The sequence below is a fragment of the Streptomyces sp. Ac-502 genome (assembly GCF_045222935.1).
In the GTDB taxonomy this organism is placed as follows: Bacteria; Actinomycetota; Actinomycetes; order Streptomycetales; family Streptomycetaceae; genus Streptomyces; species Streptomyces monomycini.
This window is the reverse complement of sequence record NZ_JBHFFO010000001.1, coordinates 1371284-1391902: the sequence shown is the minus strand read 5'-3', so window position 1 is coordinate 1391902 and position 20619 is coordinate 1371284. Positions and strand designations below refer to the sequence as shown.

Annotated in this window: 30 protein-coding genes; 27 read left to right on the top strand and 3 right to left on the bottom strand. The window is 71.2% G+C overall.

The genetic code is table 11. The features are described 5' to 3' along the window. The first annotated feature begins 8 nt into the window (after positions 1-8). The 24 genes from ACEXOX_RS06105 (at position 9) to ACEXOX_RS05990 (ending at position 17691) form a co-directional block, all read left to right on the top strand. Positions 9-1394, top strand: coding sequence for a phage portal protein (locus tag ACEXOX_RS06105; protein WP_406519420.1), 1386 nt, complete (start codon positions 9-11; stop codon positions 1392-1394). Further along, a complete protein-coding gene (locus ACEXOX_RS06100; RefSeq protein ID WP_406519419.1) occupies positions 1375-2349 on the top strand; it encodes a hypothetical protein in 975 nt (324 codons plus the stop codon). The genes ACEXOX_RS06105 and ACEXOX_RS06100 overlap by 20 nt, the downstream gene beginning before the upstream one ends. Before the next feature lie 50 nt (positions 2350-2399). After that, a complete protein-coding gene (locus ACEXOX_RS06095; RefSeq protein ID WP_406519418.1) occupies positions 2400-2903 on the top strand; it encodes a hypothetical protein in 504 nt (167 codons plus the stop codon). Positions 2904-2955: 52 nt separating this feature from the next. Next, positions 2956-3918, top strand: a complete 963-nt coding sequence (locus ACEXOX_RS06090; RefSeq protein WP_406519417.1) for a phage major capsid protein — start codon at positions 2956-2958, stop codon at positions 3916-3918. A 10-nt stretch (positions 3919-3928) separates the two neighbouring features. Next, complete coding sequence (locus ACEXOX_RS06085; protein ID WP_406519416.1) at positions 3929-4336, top strand: hypothetical protein; 408 nt, start codon at positions 3929-3931, stop codon at positions 4334-4336. Positions 4337-4346: 10 nt separating this feature from the next. Continuing rightward, entirely contained in the window at positions 4347-4574 is a 228-nt protein-coding gene (locus ACEXOX_RS06080) for a hypothetical protein (RefSeq protein ID WP_406519415.1), read from the top strand. Positions 4575-4759: 185 nt separating this feature from the next. Next, positions 4760-5197, top strand: coding sequence for a hypothetical protein (locus ACEXOX_RS06075; protein ID WP_406519414.1), 438 nt, complete (start codon positions 4760-4762; stop codon positions 5195-5197). Then, complete coding sequence (locus ACEXOX_RS06070) at positions 5197-5532, top strand: hypothetical protein (RefSeq protein ID WP_406519413.1); 336 nt, start codon at positions 5197-5199, stop codon at positions 5530-5532. The genes ACEXOX_RS06075 and ACEXOX_RS06070 overlap by 1 nt, the downstream gene beginning before the upstream one ends. Then, a complete protein-coding gene (locus ACEXOX_RS06065) occupies positions 5532-5924 on the top strand; it encodes a hypothetical protein (protein ID WP_406519412.1) in 393 nt (130 codons plus the stop codon). The genes ACEXOX_RS06070 and ACEXOX_RS06065 overlap by 1 nt, the downstream gene beginning before the upstream one ends. Continuing rightward, complete coding sequence (locus tag ACEXOX_RS06060) at positions 5921-6112, top strand: hypothetical protein (protein WP_406519411.1); 192 nt, start codon at positions 5921-5923, stop codon at positions 6110-6112. Before ACEXOX_RS06065 ends, ACEXOX_RS06060 begins: the two co-directional genes overlap by 4 nt. Then, entirely contained in the window at positions 6109-6513 is a 405-nt protein-coding gene (locus ACEXOX_RS06055; protein WP_406519410.1) for a hypothetical protein, read from the top strand. The genes ACEXOX_RS06060 and ACEXOX_RS06055 overlap by 4 nt, the downstream gene beginning before the upstream one ends. 76 nt (positions 6514-6589) lie before the next feature. Next, positions 6590-7150: a hypothetical protein gene (locus ACEXOX_RS06050; protein WP_406519409.1), complete on the top strand. Its 561-nt coding sequence runs from the start codon at positions 6590-6592 to the stop codon at positions 7148-7150. Between the two features lie 540 nt (positions 7151-7690). After that, complete coding sequence (locus tag ACEXOX_RS06045; protein ID WP_406519408.1) at positions 7691-7963, top strand: hypothetical protein; 273 nt, start codon at positions 7691-7693, stop codon at positions 7961-7963. A 15-nt stretch (positions 7964-7978) separates the two neighbouring features. After that, entirely contained in the window at positions 7979-10003 is a 2025-nt protein-coding gene (locus tag ACEXOX_RS06040) for a hypothetical protein (protein ID WP_406519407.1), read from the top strand. After that, positions 10003-11022 (top strand): transglycosylase SLT domain-containing protein, encoded by a 1020-nt coding sequence (locus ACEXOX_RS06035; protein ID WP_406526249.1) that lies wholly within the window; start codon positions 10003-10005, stop codon positions 11020-11022. The genes ACEXOX_RS06040 and ACEXOX_RS06035 overlap by 1 nt, the downstream gene beginning before the upstream one ends. A gap of 2 nt (positions 11023-11024) precedes the next feature. Further along, positions 11025-13253, top strand: a complete 2229-nt coding sequence (locus ACEXOX_RS06030) for a hypothetical protein (RefSeq protein ID WP_406519406.1) — start codon at positions 11025-11027, stop codon at positions 13251-13253. A gap of 3 nt (positions 13254-13256) precedes the next feature. Then, entirely contained in the window at positions 13257-14348 is a 1092-nt protein-coding gene (locus ACEXOX_RS06025; protein ID WP_406519405.1) for a DUF5047 domain-containing protein, read from the top strand. Then, a complete protein-coding gene (locus tag ACEXOX_RS06020) occupies positions 14348-14953 on the top strand; it encodes a hypothetical protein (RefSeq protein ID WP_406519404.1) in 606 nt (201 codons plus the stop codon). The genes ACEXOX_RS06025 and ACEXOX_RS06020 overlap by 1 nt, the downstream gene beginning before the upstream one ends. 8 nt (positions 14954-14961) lie before the next feature. After that, a complete protein-coding gene (locus tag ACEXOX_RS06015; protein WP_406519403.1) occupies positions 14962-15243 on the top strand; it encodes a hypothetical protein in 282 nt (93 codons plus the stop codon). Next, positions 15243-15875, top strand: coding sequence for a hypothetical protein (locus ACEXOX_RS06010; protein WP_406519402.1), 633 nt, complete (start codon positions 15243-15245; stop codon positions 15873-15875). Before ACEXOX_RS06015 ends, ACEXOX_RS06010 begins: the two co-directional genes overlap by 1 nt. A gap of 83 nt (positions 15876-15958) precedes the next feature. Next, positions 15959-16231: a hypothetical protein gene (locus ACEXOX_RS06005; protein ID WP_406519401.1), complete on the top strand. Its 273-nt coding sequence runs from the start codon at positions 15959-15961 to the stop codon at positions 16229-16231. Continuing rightward, complete coding sequence (locus ACEXOX_RS06000; protein ID WP_406526248.1) at positions 16231-17079, top strand: N-acetylmuramoyl-L-alanine amidase; 849 nt, start codon at positions 16231-16233, stop codon at positions 17077-17079. Before ACEXOX_RS06005 ends, ACEXOX_RS06000 begins: the two co-directional genes overlap by 1 nt. An 11-nt stretch (positions 17080-17090) precedes the next feature. After that, the gene (locus tag ACEXOX_RS05995) at positions 17091-17336 is read left to right on the top strand and encodes a holin (protein ID WP_406519400.1); all 246 of its coding nucleotides are present in this window, start codon (positions 17091-17093) and stop codon (positions 17334-17336) included. A 4-nt stretch (positions 17337-17340) separates the two neighbouring features. Continuing rightward, complete coding sequence (locus ACEXOX_RS05990) at positions 17341-17691, top strand: hypothetical protein (RefSeq protein WP_406519399.1); 351 nt, start codon at positions 17341-17343, stop codon at positions 17689-17691. Here ACEXOX_RS05990 and ACEXOX_RS05985 read toward each other — a convergent pair. Further along, a complete protein-coding gene (locus tag ACEXOX_RS05985) occupies positions 17619-17954 on the bottom strand; it encodes a hypothetical protein (RefSeq protein ID WP_406519398.1) in 336 nt (111 codons plus the stop codon). The genes ACEXOX_RS05990 and ACEXOX_RS05985 overlap by 73 nt on opposite strands. A 391-nt stretch (positions 17955-18345) precedes the next feature. Between ACEXOX_RS05985 and ACEXOX_RS05980 the strand changes: the two genes are divergently transcribed. Together ACEXOX_RS05980 and ACEXOX_RS05975 are read left to right on the top strand one after the other, a co-directional pair. Then, entirely contained in the window at positions 18346-18654 is a 309-nt protein-coding gene (locus ACEXOX_RS05980; protein ID WP_406519397.1) for a hypothetical protein, read from the top strand. A gap of 125 nt (positions 18655-18779) precedes the next feature. Then, entirely contained in the window at positions 18780-19403 is a 624-nt protein-coding gene (locus tag ACEXOX_RS05975) for a hypothetical protein (protein ID WP_406519396.1), read from the top strand. Between the two features lie 134 nt (positions 19404-19537). Here ACEXOX_RS05975 and ACEXOX_RS05970 read toward each other — a convergent pair whose 3' ends face one another. Further along, the gene (locus ACEXOX_RS05970; protein ID WP_406519395.1) at positions 19538-19762 is read right to left on the bottom strand and encodes a hypothetical protein; all 225 of its coding nucleotides are present in this window, start codon (positions 19760-19762) and stop codon (positions 19538-19540) included. Positions 19763-20008: 246 nt separating this feature from the next. On the opposite strand from ACEXOX_RS05970, the gene ACEXOX_RS05965 reads away from it, so the two are divergent. Beyond that, positions 20009-20413 carry a DUF6221 family protein gene (locus tag ACEXOX_RS05965; protein ID WP_406519394.1) on the top strand — a complete coding sequence of 135 codons (405 nt, stop codon included), beginning with the start codon at positions 20009-20011 and terminating at the stop codon, positions 20411-20413. Here ACEXOX_RS05965 and ACEXOX_RS05960 read toward each other — a convergent pair whose 3' ends face one another. After that, on the bottom strand, positions 20414-20617 hold the full coding sequence (locus ACEXOX_RS05960) for a hypothetical protein (RefSeq protein ID WP_406519393.1): 204 nt from the start codon (positions 20615-20617) through the stop codon (positions 20414-20416). Between the last annotated feature and the right edge of the window lie 2 nt (positions 20618-20619).

Sequence of the window (20619 nt, the reverse complement as noted above, 5' to 3'; positions counted from 1 at the left end):
GACATCCCGTGGGATCCCCGGAGTGGTGGCTGGAGCGGCTGTGGGCGCAGCTGGAGGACCGCCGGAAGTACGTGGACGTGATGCGCACGTACTACTCGGGCGACCATCCCCTTCCGATGATCACCGAGAAGGCCAGGCCCGCCTTCCAGCGGCTGCTCAAGCAGGCCCGCTCGAACTATGTCGGCCTGGTGGTGGACGCCACCGCCGAGCGCATCCAGGTCGACGGCTTCCGGCTGGGGGATGCCGAGGTGGGCGATGAGGAGGCGTGGCGGATCTGGCAGGCGAACCGGATGGACGTCAACTCGGACCTGCTGATCGCTGAAGCCGTGAAGGTGGGGCGCAGCTTCGCGCTGGTCGCTCCCAACCCGGCGGATGCCGCGACGCCCCTAGTGACGGCCGAGGACGCTTCCCAGGCGATCGTCGCCTACGAGCCCGGCAGCCTCTATGTCCGGGCGGCCGGGCTGAAGGCGTGGACGGACGACTGGACCGGCGATCTGATGGCCACGCTGTATCTGCCGGACGGCCTGTACAAGTACCGGGCGCCCGAGCCGAAGAAGGGGCTGGGCGGCACGCCGCGGTGGGTGCAGCGGGAGGTCGCGGGCGAGGCGTGGCCGGCGCCGAACGACCTGCGCGAGGTGCCGCTGGTCGAGGTGCAGAACCACCCGGACCTGCTGGGCAACCCGCACTCGGAGATCGAGGATGTTCTCGACGTCCAGGACCGCATCAACAAGACGCTCATCGACCGGCTGATGGCGCAGGAGTACAGCGCCTTCCGGCAGCGGTGGATGACCGGCTACGAGGTGCCCGTCGACGAGGACGGCCAGCCGATCGAGCCGTTCAAGGCGGCCGTGGACCGGCTGTGGGTGATCGAGGACGAGAACGTCAAGATCGGGGAGTTCTCGGCGACCGACCTGGGCCCGTATCTGGAGTCGATCGAGGCGGACGTGCAGCACATGGCCGCGCGCACCCGAACGCCCGCGCAATACCTGCTGGGCAAGCTCTCCAACGTCAACGGCGAGACGCTCAAGGCCACCGAGTCCGGCCTGGTGGCCAAGGTGCGCCAGCGCTGCCGGCCGCTGGGCGAGGGCCTGGAGGACGTGGTGCGCCTGTATCTCAGGGCCGCGGGCGATACCCGGGACCTGGCCCGGACCGAGGTGATCTGGCACAACCCGGAGTTCCGCACCGAGGGCGAACTCGTCGACGCTCTGGTGAAAATGAGCACGCTCGGGGTGCCGCACGAGGCTTTGTGGGAGCGGTGGGGTGCCTCCCAGACGGAGATCGCCCAATGGCGGGAGCTGCGGGAGCAGGCAGCGGCCCGCGTGATGGACGGGGACCTGGCCGCGATGTACGGGCCCAAGCCGGGCACGGGGGCCGATGATGGCGACGGCGGCTGACCTCGCGGCGGGCCGCTACCGGCAGGTGGCCCGCACCGAACGCGCCCTGGTGGCCCTCATTCAGCGGATCTGGCGCCGCCTGTCGGCGGCCACCATCGCGGAAGACCTCGAAGGCGAGGCCGGGGCAGCCATCCTTGCCGCGGTCGTCGCCGGGCAGATCTCCGTCGCCCAAGGCGCGCAGGCGTTCGTGGCGGCCTCGATGGCCGCCCAGGGCGGGGCTGGGGTGGCGGAGGCGGCGCTGACGGCGGCGGCCTTCGCGGGCTTCGCGCCGGGCGGGGGCTCGCTGGAGACACTGCTGTTCGTGCCTGCGATCGGGGTACGCCAGCGTCTTGCAGCCGGGATGCCGGCGCAGGAGGCGATGCTCGGCGGCCTGGCCGACATGGCGATGTACGCCACGACCACCGTTGCCGATACGGCCCGCTCCTCCGCGCAGGTGGCGATGGCCGCCGACCCGCAGGTCGTCGCCTACACGCGGGTCGTGAACCTGCCTGCGTGCTCGCGGTGCATCGTGCTGGCCGGCCAGCAGTACGCCTACTCGGAAGGATTCCTGCGCCACCCGCGGTGCGACTGCCAGACGGTGCCGCTGCGGGAGAAGGAATGGGCGGGCGTCCAGTCTCCCCGCGACCTGTACGAGGCGATGAGCGAGGCCGAACGGCGGCGGACGTTCACCGTGGCCGGGTCCCGGGCCGTCGGTGAGGGCGCGGACCTCGGACAGGTCGTCAACGCACGCCGCGGCATGTCCCGCCCGGACGCGGCCACGACGTCGGAGGGCACCACCCGCCGGGGCCTGTACGGGCGCCGGGTGCGCCGGACCGGGGGCGGCACGGCCCGCATCCCGGGCGAGCGGTACGCACGCACCACGCAGTCCCGCCTGACGCCGGAGGAAATCTTCCGCCGGGCCGAGGGCCGCGCCGAGCAGCTTCGCCTGCTGCGGCGCTACGGCTACCTGGTGTAGCCCGCACACTTCCCCGCCGCGAGGGCGGGGCGAGCAGGAAGGCAGCCGTGATGGCTGACGAGAACAGCACCACCGACCGGGCCGAGGAAACGTCCGAGACGGACGGCACCGAGGGCACGGACCCCCGCGCCAGCGAGCAGCCGAAGGAGACACAGGGGCAGACGGTCCCTCCGGAGGTCGAGCGCGCGCTGCGCAAGGCCAACAAGGAAGCCGAGTCGCTGCGGCTGAAGCTGAAGGCGTTCGAGGACCGCGACAAGAGCGAGGCGCAAAAGCTCGCCGAGCGGGCCCAGACCGCCGAAGCGGAGGCGGAGAAGGCCAACAGGAAGCTGCTGCGCTTCGAGGTCGCCGCCCGCAAGAAGCTCCCGCCCGGCTGGGCCGGACGCCTGCAGGGCTCCACCCGGGAAGAGCTGGAGGCCGACGCGGAGACGCTCGTGAAAGAACTGGCCGAGCAGCAGCGGCGCCACAGTCCCAGCTTCGACGGCGGCGTGCGCAAGCAGGCGCCGAAGACCAACGACATGAACGCCGTGATCCGCCGCGCGGCGGGCCTCGGCTGACCACCTCCGGCACGGCAGGTTCCGGCCGGCATGACCGAGAAGGGGCCGGAGCATGGCCTATGACAACGTGACCTCCAGGACGGACGCCGCGGCGCTCATCCCGGAAGAGGTCTCCACCGAGATGCTGGGCAAGGCCACGGACCGCTCCGCGGTCCTGTCCCTGTTCCGCCGGGTGCCGGTGCAGCGCGCCCAGGTCCGCTTCCCCGTGCTGTCGGCGCTGCCGGTGGCGTACTTCGTCTCGGGGGACACCGGCCTGAAGCAGACCACCGAGGTCAACTGGGCGAACAAGTACATGAACGTCGAGGAGATCGCGGCGATCATGCCGGTGCCGGACAACGTCCTCGCCGACGTCGAGGCGAACATCTGGGACGAGGCGATGCCGCTGCTGACCGAGGCGTTCGGCCGCACCCTGGACGCCGCGGTGTTCTTCGGCACCAACGCCCCTTCCTCGTGGCCGGTAAACGTTCTGACCGCCGCCACCTCCGCGGGCAACAGCGTCAGCGCGGGCACCGCAGCGAACCAGGGCGGCTACTTCGGCGACATCGACAAGCTGTACGCCGCGGTGGAATCCGACGGCTACGAGATCACCGGGTTCGCCGCGGCCAACGCCGCCCGCGGCAAGCTGCGCTCGGCCCGCGACTCGCAGGGCCGCAAGCTGGACGACGGCCGCACCTCCGGCGCCCTGGACCTGCTCGACGGCAAGCCGATCGTGTACCCGATGAAGGGCATGTGGCCCGCGGCGGGCGGCGCCGGCGTCGACGGCGTCGACCTGTTCGGCGGCGACTGGTCGCAGTTCATCGTCGGCGTCCGCCAGGACATCACCATGAAGATCCTCACCGAGGCGACGCTGTTCGACAACAGCGGCAACGTGATCTTCAACCTGGCGCAGCAGGACATGACCGCCGTGCGCCTCACCTTCCGGGTCGCCTGGCAGGTCTCCAACCCCATCAACAACGAGCGGCCCACCGAAGCCGACCGCTACCCGGCCGGCCTCATCAAGACCGCCGGCGCGTAAGGAGACCGTCATGGCTGACACCGCCCCCTTCGTCAAGGTCATCGAGGCGGACGTCCCGCCCGTGTCGACCGCCGGTAACGACGACGACACCGTGCTGGCCCAGGCGCCGTTCGCCTGCACCGTCACCGCCGTCGAGTACGTCCCCGAGGCCGCCATCACCGGCGCCGCGACCAACAACCGCACCGTGTCCCTGGTCAACAAGGGGCAGGCAGGCAGCGGCAGCACGGCCGTCGCCACCCTCAACTTCGACAACGGCGTCACGGCCGCCGCCAACAACGAACGCGTCATCCCGCTGTCGGGCACGGCCGCGAACCTCGCCCTCGCCGCCGGCGACACCCTGCAGTGGCGATCCGTGCACATCGGCACCGGCATCACCGACCCCGGCGGCCTGGTCCGCATCACCGTCTCCCGGAACTGAGGAGTACTCCATGGCTTCGCAGACGCCCAAGAGCGGCAAGCAGGCGACACCGGATGACGGGGTGGCCCAGGAGATCCAGCGCCGCACCGATACCGCCGAGGACCAGGGCTTTCTCGGCACTGAGGTCGACCCGACACCGAACGCGCACTACACCTTCGCCGGGCAGGCGGCGGGCAAGCCGACACCGGAGACCGACGGGGCCACCGCCAAGGCGGCCCGCGCGGCCTCGCACGGCTGACGAGAGGAGGCCGCCGTGCCCCTCCCCCGCTGGCGACGGCGGCCGACCTCGCCGCGCTGCTCGGCCGCACCTTCACCCCCGCTCAGGAGGCGCAGGCGCAGGCCCTGCTGGACCAGGCGTCCAGCGTCATCCGCGGCTACCTGCGTCAGGACATCACCCGCGCGACGACCACCGGCACCTTCACGATGCGCCGCCCGGACCCGCTGCGGCACCGCTGCGCCGGCGTGGTGACCCTTCCGCAGCGGCCCGTCGAGGAAGTCGCCACGGTCGTTGTCAACGGCACTGCCACCTCAAACTGGTGGCTGGACGGTAGCGACCTGCTGGTGCGGGCGTGGACCTGGGATCATCCGCCGGCGGCCCACCAGCCGCCGCGGGTGACGGTGACGTACACCCACGGCTGGGACCCGGTGCCCGGCGACGTCACGGCGATCGCGATGCAGGCCGCCAACCGGGTCATGGTCAACCCCTCGCAGTTGCGCTCGGAGACCGTGGGCGGCGAAGCGGTCACCTACCTGATCCCCACCACCGGCGAGGCGCTGGGCGTGCTGCTCTCGCGCACCGAGATGCGAGTCCTGGACCGCTACCGGCGCACCGCCGGGACCGTGCGGGTCAGGCCCGCCTGATGCTGTTCACCCAGAGCGTGGTCATCGTGCGGCCCGCCGCCGACACCGACGAGTACGGCAACCACAAACCCGACTGGGCCGACGCCGCCCGCACCACCGTGACCGGCGTCAACGTCCAGCCTCAGGGCGGCAGCAGCGAGGACACCGACGACCGGCAGGTCACCGTGACCGGCTGGCGCCTGTACACGCCCCGCGGCATGGACCTGGACCTGCGCGAGAGCGACCGCGTCGAAACCGGCGGGATGACGCTGCAGGTGACGGGCAAGGTGGCGCGCTGGCCGGCGCCGGGCGGCGGAGTCCACCACATCGAGGCCGACCTGAAAGAGGTGGACTGATGGCCGCACGCGGATCGCGCTTCGAGCCCAACCCCGACATGTACCGCCAGTTCGCCCGCAGCGACGAGATGTACGACGTCCTGTTCGACGCCGCACAGCGCGGCGCGAACGCCGCACGCGTGCGCGCGCCGACCTACTCCGGCCCCACCTGGGCGCCCGGCGTCTCCCGGCACGGCGAGTACCGGGCCAGCATCTACTCGGCGGCCAGCTTGCGTCCCAACGGCTGGCGGGCGGAGTTCGGCGCGCGAGCCCCCTGGTCACTGCAGGTGGAATTCGGCTCCGGCGTCACCCGCAGCGGCCGGCCCCGGCGCCGGGGCGCCCGGCCGCAGCACGGACACTCCCCGAAATGGCGCACCCTCGGCCGCGCCCTGGAATCGCTGAGGAGCAGATGATGCCCCGCATCACCCTCGCCCACTGGCACGGCGACGCTGCCCCCGGTGACACCATCGACGTCACCGACGAGGAACTGGCCGGCCTGGCCCGCGACGGCCGTATCGCCGCCGTCCACGATGCCCCGCCCCCTGTCCGCGCGGATGCGGGCCCGCAGGCGCCTGCGGAACGCCCGCGCAAGGACCGATGAGCATCCCGGCCGCCTTCCCCGACGCCGAGCTGGTCGTCACCACGCTGCTGCGCACCGGCCTGCCGGTCAGCTCGGTGGGCACCGAGTGGCCCGACGATCTGGCCGCGCACCTGCCGGTGGTGGCGGTCACCCGCGGCGGAGGCGCCATCGTGCAGCGCGGCGTGACCGAGGACGTCTCCTTCGACATCGACATCCTGGCTGCGGCCAAGAAGCAGGCCCAGGACCTGGCGCAGCAGGTCCGCGCCCTGCTCTACGGGGCCGAGGGCAGCGTTCAGCCCGGCGCCCGCATCTACGGCGTGCGCGACATCAGCCTCATCTGGCTGCCCTACCAGCCCGGCGAGGACACCGACCCGATCCCGCGGTACGTGCTGGTCATGCAGGCCCGTATCCGCCCCGCCTGACACCCAACCCGCACCCCTTTGCCCCTACACCCGCCGGCGAGCGCCGCGCGGGTCCTCGCCATGCCTGGAGGCGCACGTGGCGCTCAACGCCGACAACGTCAGGGTCGGGCTCACCGGCACCATCTACCTGGCCCCCAAGGGCACCACCGCCCCCACCGACCTGGACACCGCATGGGGTCCCGGGTGGGCCGACCTGGGCTACATGTCCGACGACGGCGTCGAGATGGAGTACTCCACCGACACCGAGGACATCACGGCCTGGCAGTCGCTGAGCCCCGTCCGGAAGGTGCTGACCAGCGTCGACATGACGCTCGGCTTCACCGCGATCGAGCTGAAGACCCGCACCGTCACCCTCTACTTCCCGGGCAGCACGATGACGGACGTCTCCGGCACCGTCCACAAGCTCGACATTCCCGCCGCCCCCAGCCCCGCCGAGTGGGCGTTCGGCCTGGAATGGGCCGACGGCGCCATCAAGAACCGCCTGGTCGTCCCGCGCGGCGAGGTCACCGACCGCGACGCCATCACCGTGGCCCGCTCCGAGGCCGTGGGCCTGAACATGACCGTCTCCGCCTACGCCACCAGCGCCCCGGAGCTGGCCACCTGGCTGTCCAACGACCCGTCCTGGTCCGCCGCCTGATACCCCCGGCGGGCGCGCCATGCGGGTCGCGCCTGCCGGGCCAAAAACCCGCTACCACCCGCAAGGAGAACACCATGGCAACCAGCAAGCCGGCCGGGCGTGAAGTCGTCTCCCTCGACGCCCGGGCCAAGCAGCGCCGCGAGGCCCTCGGCGAGCCCACCACCTTCGAACTCATGGGCGTCGAGTTCACCCTGCCGCCGTTCCAGACGCTGCCGATGGACCTGCAAGAACGCGTGGCCAACAGGGAAGACGCCCTCGGCATCCTGCGCATCGCTGCAGGCCCCGACACCGTCAAGGACATGGTCGCCGCCGGGTACACCATCGACGACCTGGAACTGATCTCCGAGGAGTGGATGGCGCGCTCCGGCGTCGACCCGGGGAATTCGCGGCCTCCTCCGGCTCCTGAGCGAGCACGGGGAGGCCATCGAAGCCGACCTGCTGCGCTACTACCAGCTCGACGTACTGGACCTGTGGCGCGGCGCGCTGACCTGGCGGCGCCTGCGCGTTCTCGTAGAGCACCTGCCGCCGGACGCCGCGACCGTGCGGGTCCTTACCGGCCGGAGCCCCGAAGAGGAGTTCTGGACCCCGGACCGGCAGCTGCTGGCCACCATCGCCGACCGGGTCGCCGAGGGCACCTACGCGCAGGTGCGCCTGCACGGCGACCCCAAGCGCACCCGCCGGCTGAAGCCACCGGACCCCATCCCGCGCCCCGGCGTGACCGCCCGCAAGCCCCGCAACACCATCCGCTTCGGAGGCCGCCACGGCTCCGGGGCTCAGCAGCTCGCCAGCGTCTTCGGAGGCGCACCGACCTGATCAGGGAGGTGCGCCATGGCCACCGGCGGCGTTCTCGTCGGGCGCGGATACGTCGCCATCCGCCCCGAGTTCCAGGGCAACTGGAACCGCACCCTGCGCGAGCAGGGCACCGCCGCAGGCCAGGCATTCGCCGCCCAGTTCGGCAAGGTGCTGGCCACAGCGGCCGTCCCGATCGCCGCCATGGGCGCCACCGTCGGGGCCGCCCTGGCCTCCTCGGTGGCCGCCGCCGGCGCCGGAGCGGGCGCCTTCGCCGCCGCCGTCAAGCCGCAGCTTGCGAAGGTCACCGAAGCCTCCGAGCTGTACACCAAGGCCCAGGAGGCGCAGGCCGAGGGCGGCAAGAAGGCGGCCGAAGCCCAGAAGGCCTACACGCAGGCCCTGGCGGCGATGCCGCCGGCGACCCGCAAGACGGCGACGGCCTTCATCGGGCTGAAGAAGGACTTCACCGCCTGGTCCGACTCCCTGTCCGGCACGACGATGCCGCTGTTCACCCGCGGCATCAACCTGCTACGCGCGGCCCTGCCCAAGCTCACCCCCTTCGTCAAGAGCACCGCTGCCGCCTTCACCGGCTTTCTCGACACTCTCGGCAAGGGGCAGGCCGGCCGCGTTTTCGCCGAGTTCGGCGCCACCATGCGCCGCCTGTCCGGCTCGTCGCTGACCTCGTTCCTGAACGTCTTCCGCAACATCGCGGTCGGCTTCGCCGGCGTCCTCAACGCCTTCGCGCCCATGTCGCGCGGGGTGACCGGCGGTCTGGAAAGCCTCACCGCCCGCTTCGCCGCCTTCGGCGCCACACTGCGCACCTCCAGCGGCTTCCAGCAGTTCATCGCCTATGTGCGCGCCACCGCGCCGCAGGTGCTGGGGCTGTTCGCGAGCCTGGCCAGAACCGCGGTGACGCTGGTTCAGGCGATCGCGCCGCTGGGCGGCGTGACGCTCCAGGTGGTCACCGTCTTCGCGCGGCTGACGGCCGCCATCCCCACGCCGGTCATGCGGGTGCTCGTCAACGTGCTGGCCGCCACCGTGGTCGCCGCCAAGCTCTACGCCGTCTACGTCACGGCCGCGGCGGCCGTGACCCGCGGCTGGGCGGTGGCCCAGGGCATCCTCAACCGCGTCATGGCGCTGAACCCCGTCCTGCGGGTGGTGCTCATCGTCATCGCCCTGGGGACCGCGCTGGTCCTCGCCTACCGGCACAGCGAGACCTTCCGCAACGTCGTCCAGGCCGCCTGGCAGGGCATCCAGACGGCGGCCTCCTGGGCCTGGAACAACGTCCTGAGGCCCGTCTTCACCGGCATCGCCGCGGCGGCCCGTGTGGTCGGGCAGGTGGCGATGTGGCTGTGGAACAACGCGATCGGCCCGGCGTTCCGCTTCATCGGTGCCGCCGCGCGCATCCTGCTCGGCATCGTTGCCGTCGCCGTCTTCGGGCCGCTGGTCGTCGCCTTCAACGTCGTCTCCGCGGTGGCACGCGCCCTGTGGACCGTCGCCATCAAGCCGGTGTTCAACGCGATCGCGTCGATCGCCCGGTGGCTGTACAGCACGGTGATCAAGCCGACGTTCGCCGCGTGGGCGGCGGCATTCCGGGCAGCAGGCGCGGTGGCCCGCTGGCTGTACGAGAACATCGCCAAGCCGGTGTTCAACGGGATCAAGACGGTTGTCGCTGCGTGGTGGGCCGCGACCCGCGTCATCTTCGGCCTGGTCCGCGCCTACATCGCCGGCCCCTCGGAGCTGTCTTCCGGTGGCTGTACGACAACGTCGTCCGGCCGGTGTTCAACGGGATCAAGACGGTCGTCGGCTTCGTGTGGCAGAACGGCATCCGACCGGTGTTCAACGCGGTCAAGACGGCCGTGCAGGCCGTGGCGAAGGCGTTCTCCGCTTCAAAGGACGCCATCGGCCGGGCCTGGGACAAGCTGCGGGACATCACCCGCAAACCGGTCCAGTTCATCATCGACACCGTTTACAACAACGGCATCCGCAAGGTGTGGAACACCGTCGTCGGAGCGTTCGGCGGCAAAGAGCTGGGCGTCGTCAAGTTCGCCACCGGCGGCGTGATGCCCGGCTACACCCCGGGCCGCGACGTGCACCTGGCCGCCCTCTCTGGCGGCGAGGCCATCATGCGCCCGGAGTGGACCCGTGCGGTCGGCCCCGGCTACGTCAACACCATGAACGCCGCCGCCCGCGGTGGGGGCGTCTCCGGCGTCCAGCGCGCCCTCGGCCTGCCCGGCTTCGCCGACGGCGGCATCTTCTCCGGCATCGGGTCGTTCGTTTCCGGCGCCTGGGACAAGCTCAAGAAGGGCGCCAAGTGGCTGGCCGACACCTTCGGCGGCGCCATCAAGAACGGCGTCCGGTCCCTGGTCAACCCAGTCATCGATCTGATCCCCGGCAGCGGAGGCTTTCCCGGCCTCCTCAAGGGCGGGATGCGGCGCTTGGTCGAGAAGCTGCTCGGGGCCGGCGAGAAGGGTGACAAGCTCGCCGTACCGAACATCAAGTACAACCCCTCCGCGGGCGTCGAGCAGTGGCGGGGCGTCGCAAGCGCCGTCCTGCGCGAGCTGGGAGTGTTCTCCCCGTACAACCTGACGGCGATCTTGCAGACGATCCGCAAGGAGTCCGGCGGCAACCCGCGCGCGATCAATCTGTGGGACTCCAACGCCAAGGCGGGCACGCCGTCGATGGGGCTCATCCAGACGATCCTCCCCACCTTCAACGCCTATGCGGGCAAGTACCGCGGGCGCGGCCCGTATGACCCCTACGCCAACATCTACGCCGGCATCAGCTACGCGAGGTCGCGGTACGGCTCCGGGTGGGCTGCACGCATGGCCCGGCCCGGCGGCTACGACTCCGGCGGCTGGCTCATGCCGGGGCTCAGTGCCACCTACAACGGCACCGGGCAGCCCGAGGCGGTCCTGACCGGCCGACAGTGGGACGCCATGTCGGCCGCCGCGGCGCGGTCCGAGGAGCCCGTCGTCGTCGAGGTGCACACGAAGGACGACGCGCTCGCCGACTTCATCGACGTGCGCGTGCGTCGCGGACAGCAGCAGCTCACCAGCGTGCTCCGCGCAGGAAGGAGGTGACCGTGGCGATCCCCGGCAACATGCTGTCCAGCACGACGGAGAGCGTCGACCCGAACACCTCCGGCTGGATCAGCAAGCTGAACTGCACGCTGTCGCTGGGCTCGGGCGGGCGGAACGGCGACGGCGTCCTGACGGTGAAGTCGGTGGCCGCGGGCGAGATGCAGGCCCGCACCGTCTCCTCGTACCCGGTCGTGCCGGGCACGGTGTACCACACCTTCGCGGATTCGTCGGGCAGCGTGCCGGAGCGCATCGGTATCCGCTGGCTGACCGCGGCCAACGCGGAGATCAGCATCACGTGGTCGCTGACCACGTCGGCTGCCTCGGCTTCGTGGCACCGGGTGAGCGTGGCCGGGGCCGCGCCGGTGAACGCCGCGCGGGCACAGGTACTGCTGTCCTCGACGCCCGCCGCGGGGAACGTGACCCATTTCTGGGAGAACGGCTACCTGGGATTGCCGCAACGCACGGTCGGCAACCTCCTCGGCTTCAACGCGGAGACCACCGAGGTCGACAGCTCCGGCTGGACGGCCGAGACGAACGCCACGGTGTCCCGACAGGCGCCGCCGGTGACCTGGTCGGCGACCGCGTATTCGGTGGGCGGTCACGTCATCGCGGTCACCGCCACGGCCGCGGGCAACGCGTCGGCCATCAGCGCCGAGCGGCCGGTCGTCACGCCGGGCACCGAGTATCTGGCCTACGCCTACCTCAACCCGCCGACCGCGGCGGCAGACACGTGGATCGAGCTGCGCTTCTACGACACCAGCGGCGCGCAGGTCGGTGTCTCGCGCGGCTCGCTCGCCGCGCCGGGAACCGGCTGGTACCGGCAGCGGGTCTCGGCCGTGGCCCCGGCGACCGCGGCGACGTGTGGCGTGGCCGCGGGCATCGGGGGCGCGAGCGCCGGTCAGGTGCTGCGCCTGGAGCAGACCTCGGTCATCGTCGCACCGACGGCCCGCGCGGGCACGGTCATCCCGTACCGCAGCACCAGCTTCGAGCAGGACGCGGGCGGCTGGGCCGTCACGTCCGGCGCGGCCACCATCGCACGCAGCACGCCGTGGGGCGCCTACGGTGTCGACGGCTCCTACGCGCTCACCGTCACCAGCGCGACCGCCACCGCCTCCACCCTGCGCTCCCCGCTCTTCCCGCTCACCCCGGGCGTCGGCCTGAACTGGCGATCTGAGCTGTACAGCCAGGTCACAGCGGGCGGCTGGACGGCGGTGCGCGGCATCCGCTGGTACGACGCAGGAGGTACGAGCCTCGGCTTGTCCAGCGCCGCGTCGAGCGCGGTGCCGGCCTCGGGCTGGTGGATCCTGACCAACGACTGGGTCGCGCCGACCGGAGCCACGCAGGCGGCGATCGAGTGGACGCTCACCGCCACCAGCGCCAGTAGCGTGCTCCGGCTGGACGTGGCCTCGCTGTGGCCGGCGCTGCCACTCCAGCACGTGGACGTCGACGACACCGCGGCGGCCATCACGCTCACCCTGCGCGAGCTGCCGATCGGCTACCTCATCACGGTCTACCGGACCGGGCAGGACGGCAGCCAGACCCTTGTCCGCGGCCCGGCCGGGCTCCTCGACAAGGCCGTCATCACCTCCGACCTGATGGTGATCGAGGACTATGAGGCGCCGCTCGGGGTGCCGGTCGCCTACCGCGTCGAGATCGTTCCGGCGGCCGGCGGCAGCATCCAGATCCGCACCACCGAAACCGTCACCATCGACCCCGGCGATCCGCAGGAAGCCTGGCTGAAAGATCCAGGTCAGCCGCAGCGGAACACGAAGGTGCTGGTCGAGAAGGCCCCCGACTGGTCGCGATCGATCGAGCGGGCCGCCTACCGGGTCAAGGGTCGCCGCAACGCCGTGATCCTGTCGGATGTGCGTGGTGGCCAGGAAGGCGATCTGTCGATCTGGACGCGCACCGACGACGAGCGGAAGCGGCTGAACTGGCTGCTCGACTCCGGCAACGTCTTGCTCTGGCAGGCCGCACCCGGCATGGGCGTGGACGACATGTACGTCAACGTCGGCGAGACCAGCGAGGGACGGATCGGCGGCCCGGCGCAGGAGCCCTGGCGGGAGTGGAAACTCCCGCTCACCGCGGCAGACATGCCCGTCACGGTCGGTGTGGGCGGCACGGCGGGCCGCACGTGGCAGGACCTCTTGAGCGAGTTCGCCACCTGGGCTGACGTTCTCGGCAGCTACGAGACCGGTGAAGATCTGCTGTTCGACCGACGCAGGGGGTGATCGGTGTACCCGGTCACCGAGCGGTTCCTGGCCGCCCTCACCGAGTCCCACACGCCCGCCACCGAGGTCGCCCTCTTCCGCACGGACGGACGCGTCGAGCCGCTGGAGGTGACCGGCGGGTCGGTGACGGTAGACCGCGGGCAGGCGATCCGCCGTACCTGCACGGTCACCATCACCGACACCTCGCTGATCCCGCGCACCCCGAGCGACAAGCTCAGCGTGTACGGCGCCCGGCTGCGCATCAGCCGCGGCGTCCAGTACGGCGACGGCTCGCGCGAGCTGGCGCCCCTCGGGGTGTTCCGCCTGGACTCCGTCGAGGGCGACGTCGACGAGGGGCCGGTCACGCTGGCCGGCAAGGGCCTCGAAGCGATCGTGACCGACGACCGCTTCACTGCGCCGTACCGCGCGTCCGGCACAGCGGTAGGTGCCGTCACCGCGCTCATCCAGCGCTCCATCCCGGACGCCACGGTCGTGAACAGGGCGGTGGACGCCGTCATCGGCCCGCGGACCTGGGACGTTGAGGGTGATCCGTGGGCTGCGGTGCAGGAGTGTGCGGCGGCGATCGGCGCCGAGGTGTACGCGGACCCGGACGGCGTCTTCGTCGTCGCCGAGCTGCCCGACTTGCTCACCACCACCCCCGCCTGGACGGTGGCGGCGGGGGACGGAGGCGCCTACATCAAGGCCGACCGCGGCATGACCAGCGACAAGGTTTTCAACGGCGTGCTTGCGCGCGGCGAGAACACCGAGACGAACGTCGCCCCCGTGTCGGCGCTCGTCGTCGATGACGAACCGACCAGCCCTACCTACTGGGGCGGCTCGTTCGGGCACCGGCCCACTTTCTATACCAGCGCCACCCTGACCAGCACGGTCGCAGCGGAGGGCGCTGCCCGGCTGAAGCTGCGGGCCGCGAAGTCACCGAACTCCAGCGGCGATCTCTCGTCGCTGCCGAACCCCGCATTGGAGCCCGGCGACGTGATCCGTGTCGTCTACCCGGACGGCACCCGCGAGCTTCACCAGATCCAGAGCCTCAGCGTCCCGCTCGACGTCGGCGGCGACTTCCCGATCACCACGATCGCCGCGAAGGAGGACGCCTGATGGCCAGCAGCGACATCGCGGTCCACGCCGACCTCGCCGACGCCCTCCAGCAGCAGGCCATCCAGGCGGGCGCCACCAGCCCGGCCGTGCGCGGCGCGGACTGGCGCCTCGCCGTCGTCGCTACCGTCGGCACGGACGGCACCATCACCACGACGGACGGCATCATCGCCCGCCGCATGGCTACCTACCTCTCCCCGGCCGCAGGGGACACGATCGTCGTCAGCGTCTCCAGCTCGGGCAACTGGCTCGCCCACGGCTGCACTGCTCCCGCGACAGCCGCTGGCACATGGCAGCCGCTCACCCTCTCGGGCGGCTGGACGACCTACGGCACGCCGTACTGGGCGCCGTCCTACCGCATCAACGGCGACGGAACCGTGTCCTTGAGCGGGCTCGCGAAGGCCCCCGTCAGCGCAGGGCAGCCGCAGACCCTGTGCACCCTGCCCGCGGCCATCGTGCCCGCATCGAAGAGCCGCTTCCCGACCGAAGTCGCGTCCGCCATCCACGGCGTCCTCGACGTCAACGCCACCGGCACGCTGCAAATCCAGGACTACGCGGGCAACGCCACGTGGGCCGCCCTGGACGGCGTGCAGTACCGACTTACCTAGGAGCCCTCGTGCCACACCCCACCGACGGGTACGTCCCGGAGACGCTCACCCACTGGGTCCGCGTCATCGACCTGCAGACCGACAACCCGCTCTTCTCCTACACCTCCCAGCTCTGGCTCGACGGCCGCGGCCAGGGCCTCACCACCGAACTACTCGACCGGATCACACAGACCGTCGCCGACTACGCCGCCGAGCAGCTCACCGACGCCGGGGGCACGCACGAGACGCGCGCCACCCTCTCCTACACCGGCGGCCACGACGTGACTCTCCTCCCGGCGCCGGGGGCCTGATGCCCACCACCGACGCCTACGGGCAGGGCGTGCAGATCGCGTCGCTGACCGATGCCCCGAACATGGAGACGTTGGCCAGCAATCTGGCGACGGGCCTGGTGCCGCGGTCGGTGATGCGGTTCGCGTCCGCGTCCGCCCGCAACGCCGCCATCACCAGCCCGGTCGCGGGCATGGTCGCCTTCCTGACCGCCGAGAAGCTGTTCACCGGCTACGACGGGACGGCATGGGTCGTGCTCGCCGCGGGCACCTCGGCGTGGACGACGATCCCCCTGGCCTCGGGGTTTGCGCACAACGGCAACTCGAACGGGAGCGCGCAGTATCGCGTGGTCAACCTGTTCGGGGAGATCACGGTGATGCTGCAGGGCGGCATCGACATCACGTACTCCGGCAGCCCAGCCACGATCGCCAACGGCGGCATCATCACCAGCACGGCACTGCCGTCCGCGGCCCGGCCCGGATCGCTGCGGACCGTGCCCGCCGCCTGCTCCGCGGTCACCTCGGACTCGCTGTCGCTGAAGCTGGACGCGCAGCCGGACGGCCACCTGAAAATCATCGGCACCACGGCCAGCAACGCCACCGAGCGCATCACCCCGCCGTGGATCAGCCTGAACGGCTTGTTCTACAGCCTCTGAGCAGCGCTTTTCTCGGCGCCGCGAAAATCTCCCCGCACTCCACGCCCCGCCGAGCCGGGGCCTTTCTCATGCCCGGAGGCCCCATGGCCCGGTACCGCAAGAAGCCCATCGAGGTCGACGCCGTCCGTTACGACGGCACCAATCGCGACGAGGTCGCCGCCTTCATGGGACAGACCGGCAAGGTCGAGGAGACCAAGCTGCCCGGCCCCGGCCGCGGCGTGCACGACGGCATCGTCATCCACACTCTCGAAGGCGACATGACCGCATCCCCAGGCGACTGGATCATCCGTGGCGTGCAGGGCGAGCACTACCCCTGCAGGTCGGACATCTTCGCCGCGACATACGAGGAGGCATGATGGCCACACCCCTGTCCGCTGCCGCGTTCCTCGCCGCACTCCGGGCTGAGGGCGTCAAGGTCGTCGAGGTCGGCAACTGGCGGACCCACAACCGGAACTCGAAGGGCGCGTGGGGCCCGGTCAACGGCGTCATCATCCACCACACCGTGTCCTCCGGGACCACGTCGTCCGTACAGTTCTGCCGCGACGGCTACAGCAGCCTGCCCGGCCCGCTGTGCCACGGCGTCATCGACAAGGCGGGCGTCGTACACCTCGTCGGCTATGGCCGCGCGAACCACGCCGGCGGCGGCGACCCGCGCGTCCTACAGCAGGTCACCGACGAGTCCTACGGCGCCGCCCCATCCCGCCCGACGAAGGGCAACACGAACGGCACGGACGGCAACAGCAGGTTCTACGGCTTCGAGTGCATCAACCGCGGCGACGGCAAGGACCCCTGGCCAGATGCCCAGCTCGACGCCATCGAGCGCGTCTCGGCCGCCATCTGCCGGGCGCACGGCTGGTCGGCCAAGTCGGCGATCGGCCACCTGGAGTGGTCCGCCGACAAGATCGACCCTCGCGGTTTCACCATGCCCGACATGCGCGCCCGGGTCGCCCGGCGCCTCGCCGGGAAGCCCGGCGGCACACCTACTACTCCCGAGGAGAACGACGTGACACTCAGCGACGAGGATATCCGGCGCATCTGGGCGCACGAGCTGATCAACCCGATCATCAAGGAGGGCGACAACACCCGGCAGGCCGGCACCTACGTGCGCTACGCCGACCACCGCCAGGTCACCCTCCTCGACCGGCTCGACCGCATCGAAGCCCTGCTGAAGAAGCTCACCGACCAGACCAGCACCGACAAGTGAGAGGCTCCGGCATGGCCACTAACGCACCCGTCGAGGCGAAGGTGAAGGCGGCCACCGCCACGACCTTCGTCGCTTCCCTGGTCCTCGCGGTCCTCAACGCCGTCTCCGCCGACAGCACCCTGCTGGACCCGCTGCCCGGCTGGCTGCAGGCCGTCATCGTCGCACTCGTGCCCACCGCGGTCACGTATCTGGCCAGCTGGCAGGCCCGGCACACCCCGCGTCCGGTCCCGAGTGAGCCGCCCGTCCAGGGACTCTGATGCCGTGCCCGACGAGCTGTCTGTGGGCGAACTCGGGCGCGCGGTCGGCGCCTTGCGCCAGGAGATCCAGGCAATGGGGCAGGGCATCAACTCCCGCCTGGACAAGGTCGTGTCCACCGAGGTCTACAGCCTGCAGTCCGCGTACACCGACCAGCGCATCACCGCCCTGAGCCAGGATCTGCAGAAGGCCGAGGACGCGCGGGAGGCGTTGGAGCGGGACTTTGAGCAGTACCGATTGGCGGAACGTGACCGGCGTGAGCGCGAACGGCAGGCGCGCCTCTATCAGATGATCGTGCCTGTGCTGATGGGCCTGATGGCCGCGGCGATCGCGGTGTGGGCGGTGATCGCGAAGTGAGCATCCAGCACAAGACCGCCGGACGGCTGCCGCGCGCCGAATGGCTTGCCGTGGTCACCGCCCTGCTGTTCTTCGGCGGCATGGCCTGGCTCGCCGTACAGGTCGTCGCACTGCACGGCGAGCTGCAGACCGCGAACGGGGCGCGCGACGCCCTCGCGCGGCAGGTCCAGGGGCTCGGCGCGAAACCGATCGCGGGCCCGCCCGGATCGCGCGGCACTGCCGGTCTCGTCGGCCCCCGCGGGCCCCAGGGGAGGCAGGTTCACCCGGACCCACCGGACGGCCGGGAGCCGCAGGAAAGAACGGCACCGACGGCGACGACGGTACGGACGGAGACAGCGCCACCGGAGCACCGGGCCAGCCCGGCGCCGCAGGCAGTCCCGGAGCGGACGGAGCGGATGGTGCCGTCGGCCCGACCGGTCCCGCCGGCATTCCGGGCGAGCCCGGACCGGCCGGACCACAGGGCGAGAAGGGGCAGCAGGGTGAGCCCGGCGAGCGGGGGCCCGCGGGCCCGGCCTGCCCGGACGGCTACAGCCTCCAGCCGCCCGCCGACGACCCCGACGCCCTGATCTGTCGCCGCGACGGGGCCCCGCAGCCCAGCCCGAACCCGACAACCCAGAGCCCGGCTATGGCTCCGGAACAGAAGCGAAGATAACCATGCCCGATCAGCCCGCCCCGCGGCCCGCCGAGCCGCGCGTCGACGAGACCGCGGGGGACATCGCCTCGCTGGTGCGACTGGGCGTCGTCGACCCGCCGCCCGCTCCGTCGCCGCCCGAGCAGCCGCGTCCGCCGCAGCCAGACCCGAGGCCCGCAGAGAACGCGGCCCTCATCGACGCCGCCCTGGCGGACATCGGAGTCGAGAGGACCGCGGCCGACGAGCAGGCCGTCACCGCCCTCGCCCGCCTCGACACGGGCACCGTCGACACCGTCACCCGGTGGATCAAGCACAAGAAGAAGGACAGGTGACCACGCCCCGCCCCTGCTCCGGCAGGCGGCGGGGCATTTTCGTGTCACAAGAGCGTTCCGCACCGTATCCCTTGCCCGCCCGCGTCGGTACGGTGCCGTCACGTCACCAGACACCCGGGGGAACCATGCGCATCACACCCGCTGTCACCGTCCTGGCCGCTGCCTGCCTATCCCTCACTGCCTGTGGCAGCAGCGGGGCTCCCGACGAGAAGGAGGGCAGCACCCCGCCCGCGGCCAGCGCTCCGCCGACGCCGCCAGAGGTCAAGGCGCTGGCGCTGGGCAAGACGGCGCACACCGCCGGGGCGGCCCACCCCGTCGAAGGGGACGGCGGTGGCGTCCTGGACATCACCCCGACCAGCGTTGTGTACGTACCGACCGGCACCGGCCAGACCCCAGTCAACGGGAGCTACGCCGTCGTGGCGTACAAGGCGAAGAGCGCCACCGCGGTCGCCGCGGCCGAGACCGTGCCGGCCGAGAACGCCGGCTGGCAGTGGATCGCACCGGATGGGCAGGCCGTTTCCACCATGGACGGTGACGCCACCAGCGTTACCCCCGACGGATTCCTCGGCTCGGGCGCTGTGGCACTGGGCAGCTACCAGTGGCGCAGCCAGGCGTTCGACCTGACGAAGGCCCAGCACGGCGGACAGCTCGTCTACACCGACGGAGAGGGCAAGACCTACCGCTGGACGATGCCCGCGAAAGACAGCGGGCCCGAGGCGGCGAAGCTGAAGAAGGCGCTCGCCGGGTAGCCAGCGGCACGCCGAAACGGCCGGTGAGGTGGGCTTTAAGTCCCACACCCCGAAGGGCGCTGCGAACGCTCACCGGCCGCGAGCACACCGTAGACCGGGGCGCCGGTCGCTGTCAGCCCCTTGCGCCACACCGTTCACGCGCTGCTGAGGCTCGGCCCGCCGTAGTCGTGCGGCCGGCCGCCGCGCCACTCCACCCATGCCGGGTCGTCGAGCAGGTGCTCGGCGTCGGGCAGCCCGGCCCGCCGCAAGAACTCGGTCACGTCCCGGTCGCTGTGCGCCAACCCGAGGATCGTGCCGTCGACACGCACCCGCCGCCCGCCCGTCGGTGACGGCTCCTGGATGACGATGCGCGCGGCCATGGAACCAGCCTGCGGGAGGGCGGGGCGGGGCGCATCTGCACGGAGCCCGCGAGAGTGCCATCGTTCTGCCAGACTCGGGCCAGGCCCCGTCGCGTTCCCCCGTGCGGCGGGGCCGCCCTCGTTGTCAGTGCCCGCCCGTACCCTCGACTCAACACATTCAATGTGTGCACTCATGCTGGGAGTGCTGCTCGAACCGCCCCGCCGGAACAGCGACCGCGCGGGGCGGACGGCTACCTGGAGGAACCCGTGGACCTGGTGCAGTTCCTGCGCGACCGGCTCGACGAAGACGAGGCGCCGGCGCGCGCTGCCCTGGGCGTCAACGTCCTGGCCAGCATGAAGCGCGGCAAGCCCGCTCCACGGTGGGTGCCCAGCCCGGATGGCGAAGCAGGGATCTGGGACACCAACGGCATCCCCCGGGTGAAGTTCGTGTGGGCGCGCGAGCGGGACCACATCATCCGCCACGACCCGGCCCGCGTCCTCGCCGAGGTCGAAGCCAAGCGGCAGGCCGTCGACCACTACGAGCAGGTGCGGACGCTAACCAAAGACCACGAGGCGTACATCCTCGCGGAGAGTGCAGTCCTTCGCCAGATCCAGTACATGGCCCTGCCCTACGCCGACCACCCGGACTACCGGCAAGAGTGGCGGCCGTAGCTACTCGCCGTCGGGCTCGGGGTGCCGCACCTTGCGCTTCAGCTCTCGCTCGACCTCGTACCGGCTCTCGCCGGTCGCCGCGGCGTGCGTGGTGATGGCGGCCTGAACGGCCTCGGCGGTGTCGGTGGTGAGCGTCCCGGCCTGGATCTCGGCCCAGGCGGCCGTCTCCAGCCTGATCAAATCGTCTGTGAGTTCGATAGCCACTG

What these genes read in the sequence shown, in the direction of transcription:
- ACEXOX_RS06070 (WP_406519413.1), top strand. Translation starts at nt 5,197, where the DNA reads ATGCTGTTCACCCAGAGCGTGGTCATCGTGCGGCCCGCCGCCGACACC.
- ACEXOX_RS06060 (WP_406519411.1), top strand. Translation starts at nt 5,921, where the DNA reads ATGATGCCCCGCATCACCCTCGCCCACTGGCACGGCGACGCTGCCCCC.
- ACEXOX_RS06000 (WP_406526248.1), top strand. Translation starts at nt 16,231, where the DNA reads ATGGCCACACCCCTGTCCGCTGCCGCGTTCCTCGCCGCACTCCGGGCT.
- ACEXOX_RS06040 (WP_406519407.1), top strand. Translation starts at nt 7,979, where the DNA reads ATGGCCACCGGCGGCGTTCTCGTCGGGCGCGGATACGTCGCCATCCGC.
- ACEXOX_RS05970 (WP_406519395.1), bottom strand. Translation starts at nt 19,762, where the DNA reads ATGGCCGCGCGCATCGTCATCCAGGAGCCGTCACCGACGGGCGGGCGG.
- ACEXOX_RS06100 (WP_406519419.1), top strand. Translation starts at nt 1,375, where the DNA reads ATGATGGCGACGGCGGCTGACCTCGCGGCGGGCCGCTACCGGCAGGTG.
- ACEXOX_RS06055 (WP_406519410.1), top strand. Translation starts at nt 6,109, where the DNA reads ATGAGCATCCCGGCCGCCTTCCCCGACGCCGAGCTGGTCGTCACCACG.
- ACEXOX_RS06080 (WP_406519415.1), top strand. Translation starts at nt 4,347, where the DNA reads ATGGCTTCGCAGACGCCCAAGAGCGGCAAGCAGGCGACACCGGATGAC.
- ACEXOX_RS05975 (WP_406519396.1), top strand. Translation starts at nt 18,780, where the DNA reads ATGCGCATCACACCCGCTGTCACCGTCCTGGCCGCTGCCTGCCTATCC.
- ACEXOX_RS06065 (WP_406519412.1), top strand. Translation starts at nt 5,532, where the DNA reads ATGGCCGCACGCGGATCGCGCTTCGAGCCCAACCCCGACATGTACCGC.
- ACEXOX_RS05980 (WP_406519397.1), top strand. Translation starts at nt 18,346, where the DNA reads ATGCCCGATCAGCCCGCCCCGCGGCCCGCCGAGCCGCGCGTCGACGAG.
- ACEXOX_RS06010 (WP_406519402.1), top strand. Translation starts at nt 15,243, where the DNA reads ATGCCCACCACCGACGCCTACGGGCAGGGCGTGCAGATCGCGTCGCTG.
- ACEXOX_RS06085 (WP_406519416.1), top strand. Translation starts at nt 3,929, where the DNA reads ATGGCTGACACCGCCCCCTTCGTCAAGGTCATCGAGGCGGACGTCCCG.
- ACEXOX_RS06095 (WP_406519418.1), top strand. Translation starts at nt 2,400, where the DNA reads ATGGCTGACGAGAACAGCACCACCGACCGGGCCGAGGAAACGTCCGAG.
- ACEXOX_RS06090 (WP_406519417.1), top strand. Translation starts at nt 2,956, where the DNA reads ATGGCCTATGACAACGTGACCTCCAGGACGGACGCCGCGGCGCTCATC.
- ACEXOX_RS06075 (WP_406519414.1), top strand. Translation starts at nt 4,760, where the DNA reads ATGCGCCGCCCGGACCCGCTGCGGCACCGCTGCGCCGGCGTGGTGACC.
- ACEXOX_RS06005 (WP_406519401.1), top strand. Translation starts at nt 15,959, where the DNA reads ATGGCCCGGTACCGCAAGAAGCCCATCGAGGTCGACGCCGTCCGTTAC.
- ACEXOX_RS05995 (WP_406519400.1), top strand. Translation starts at nt 17,091, where the DNA reads ATGGCCACTAACGCACCCGTCGAGGCGAAGGTGAAGGCGGCCACCGCC.
- ACEXOX_RS06035 (WP_406526249.1), top strand. Translation starts at nt 10,003, where the DNA reads ATGCCCGGCTACACCCCGGGCCGCGACGTGCACCTGGCCGCCCTCTCT.
- ACEXOX_RS06020 (WP_406519404.1), top strand. Translation starts at nt 14,348, where the DNA reads ATGGCCAGCAGCGACATCGCGGTCCACGCCGACCTCGCCGACGCCCTC.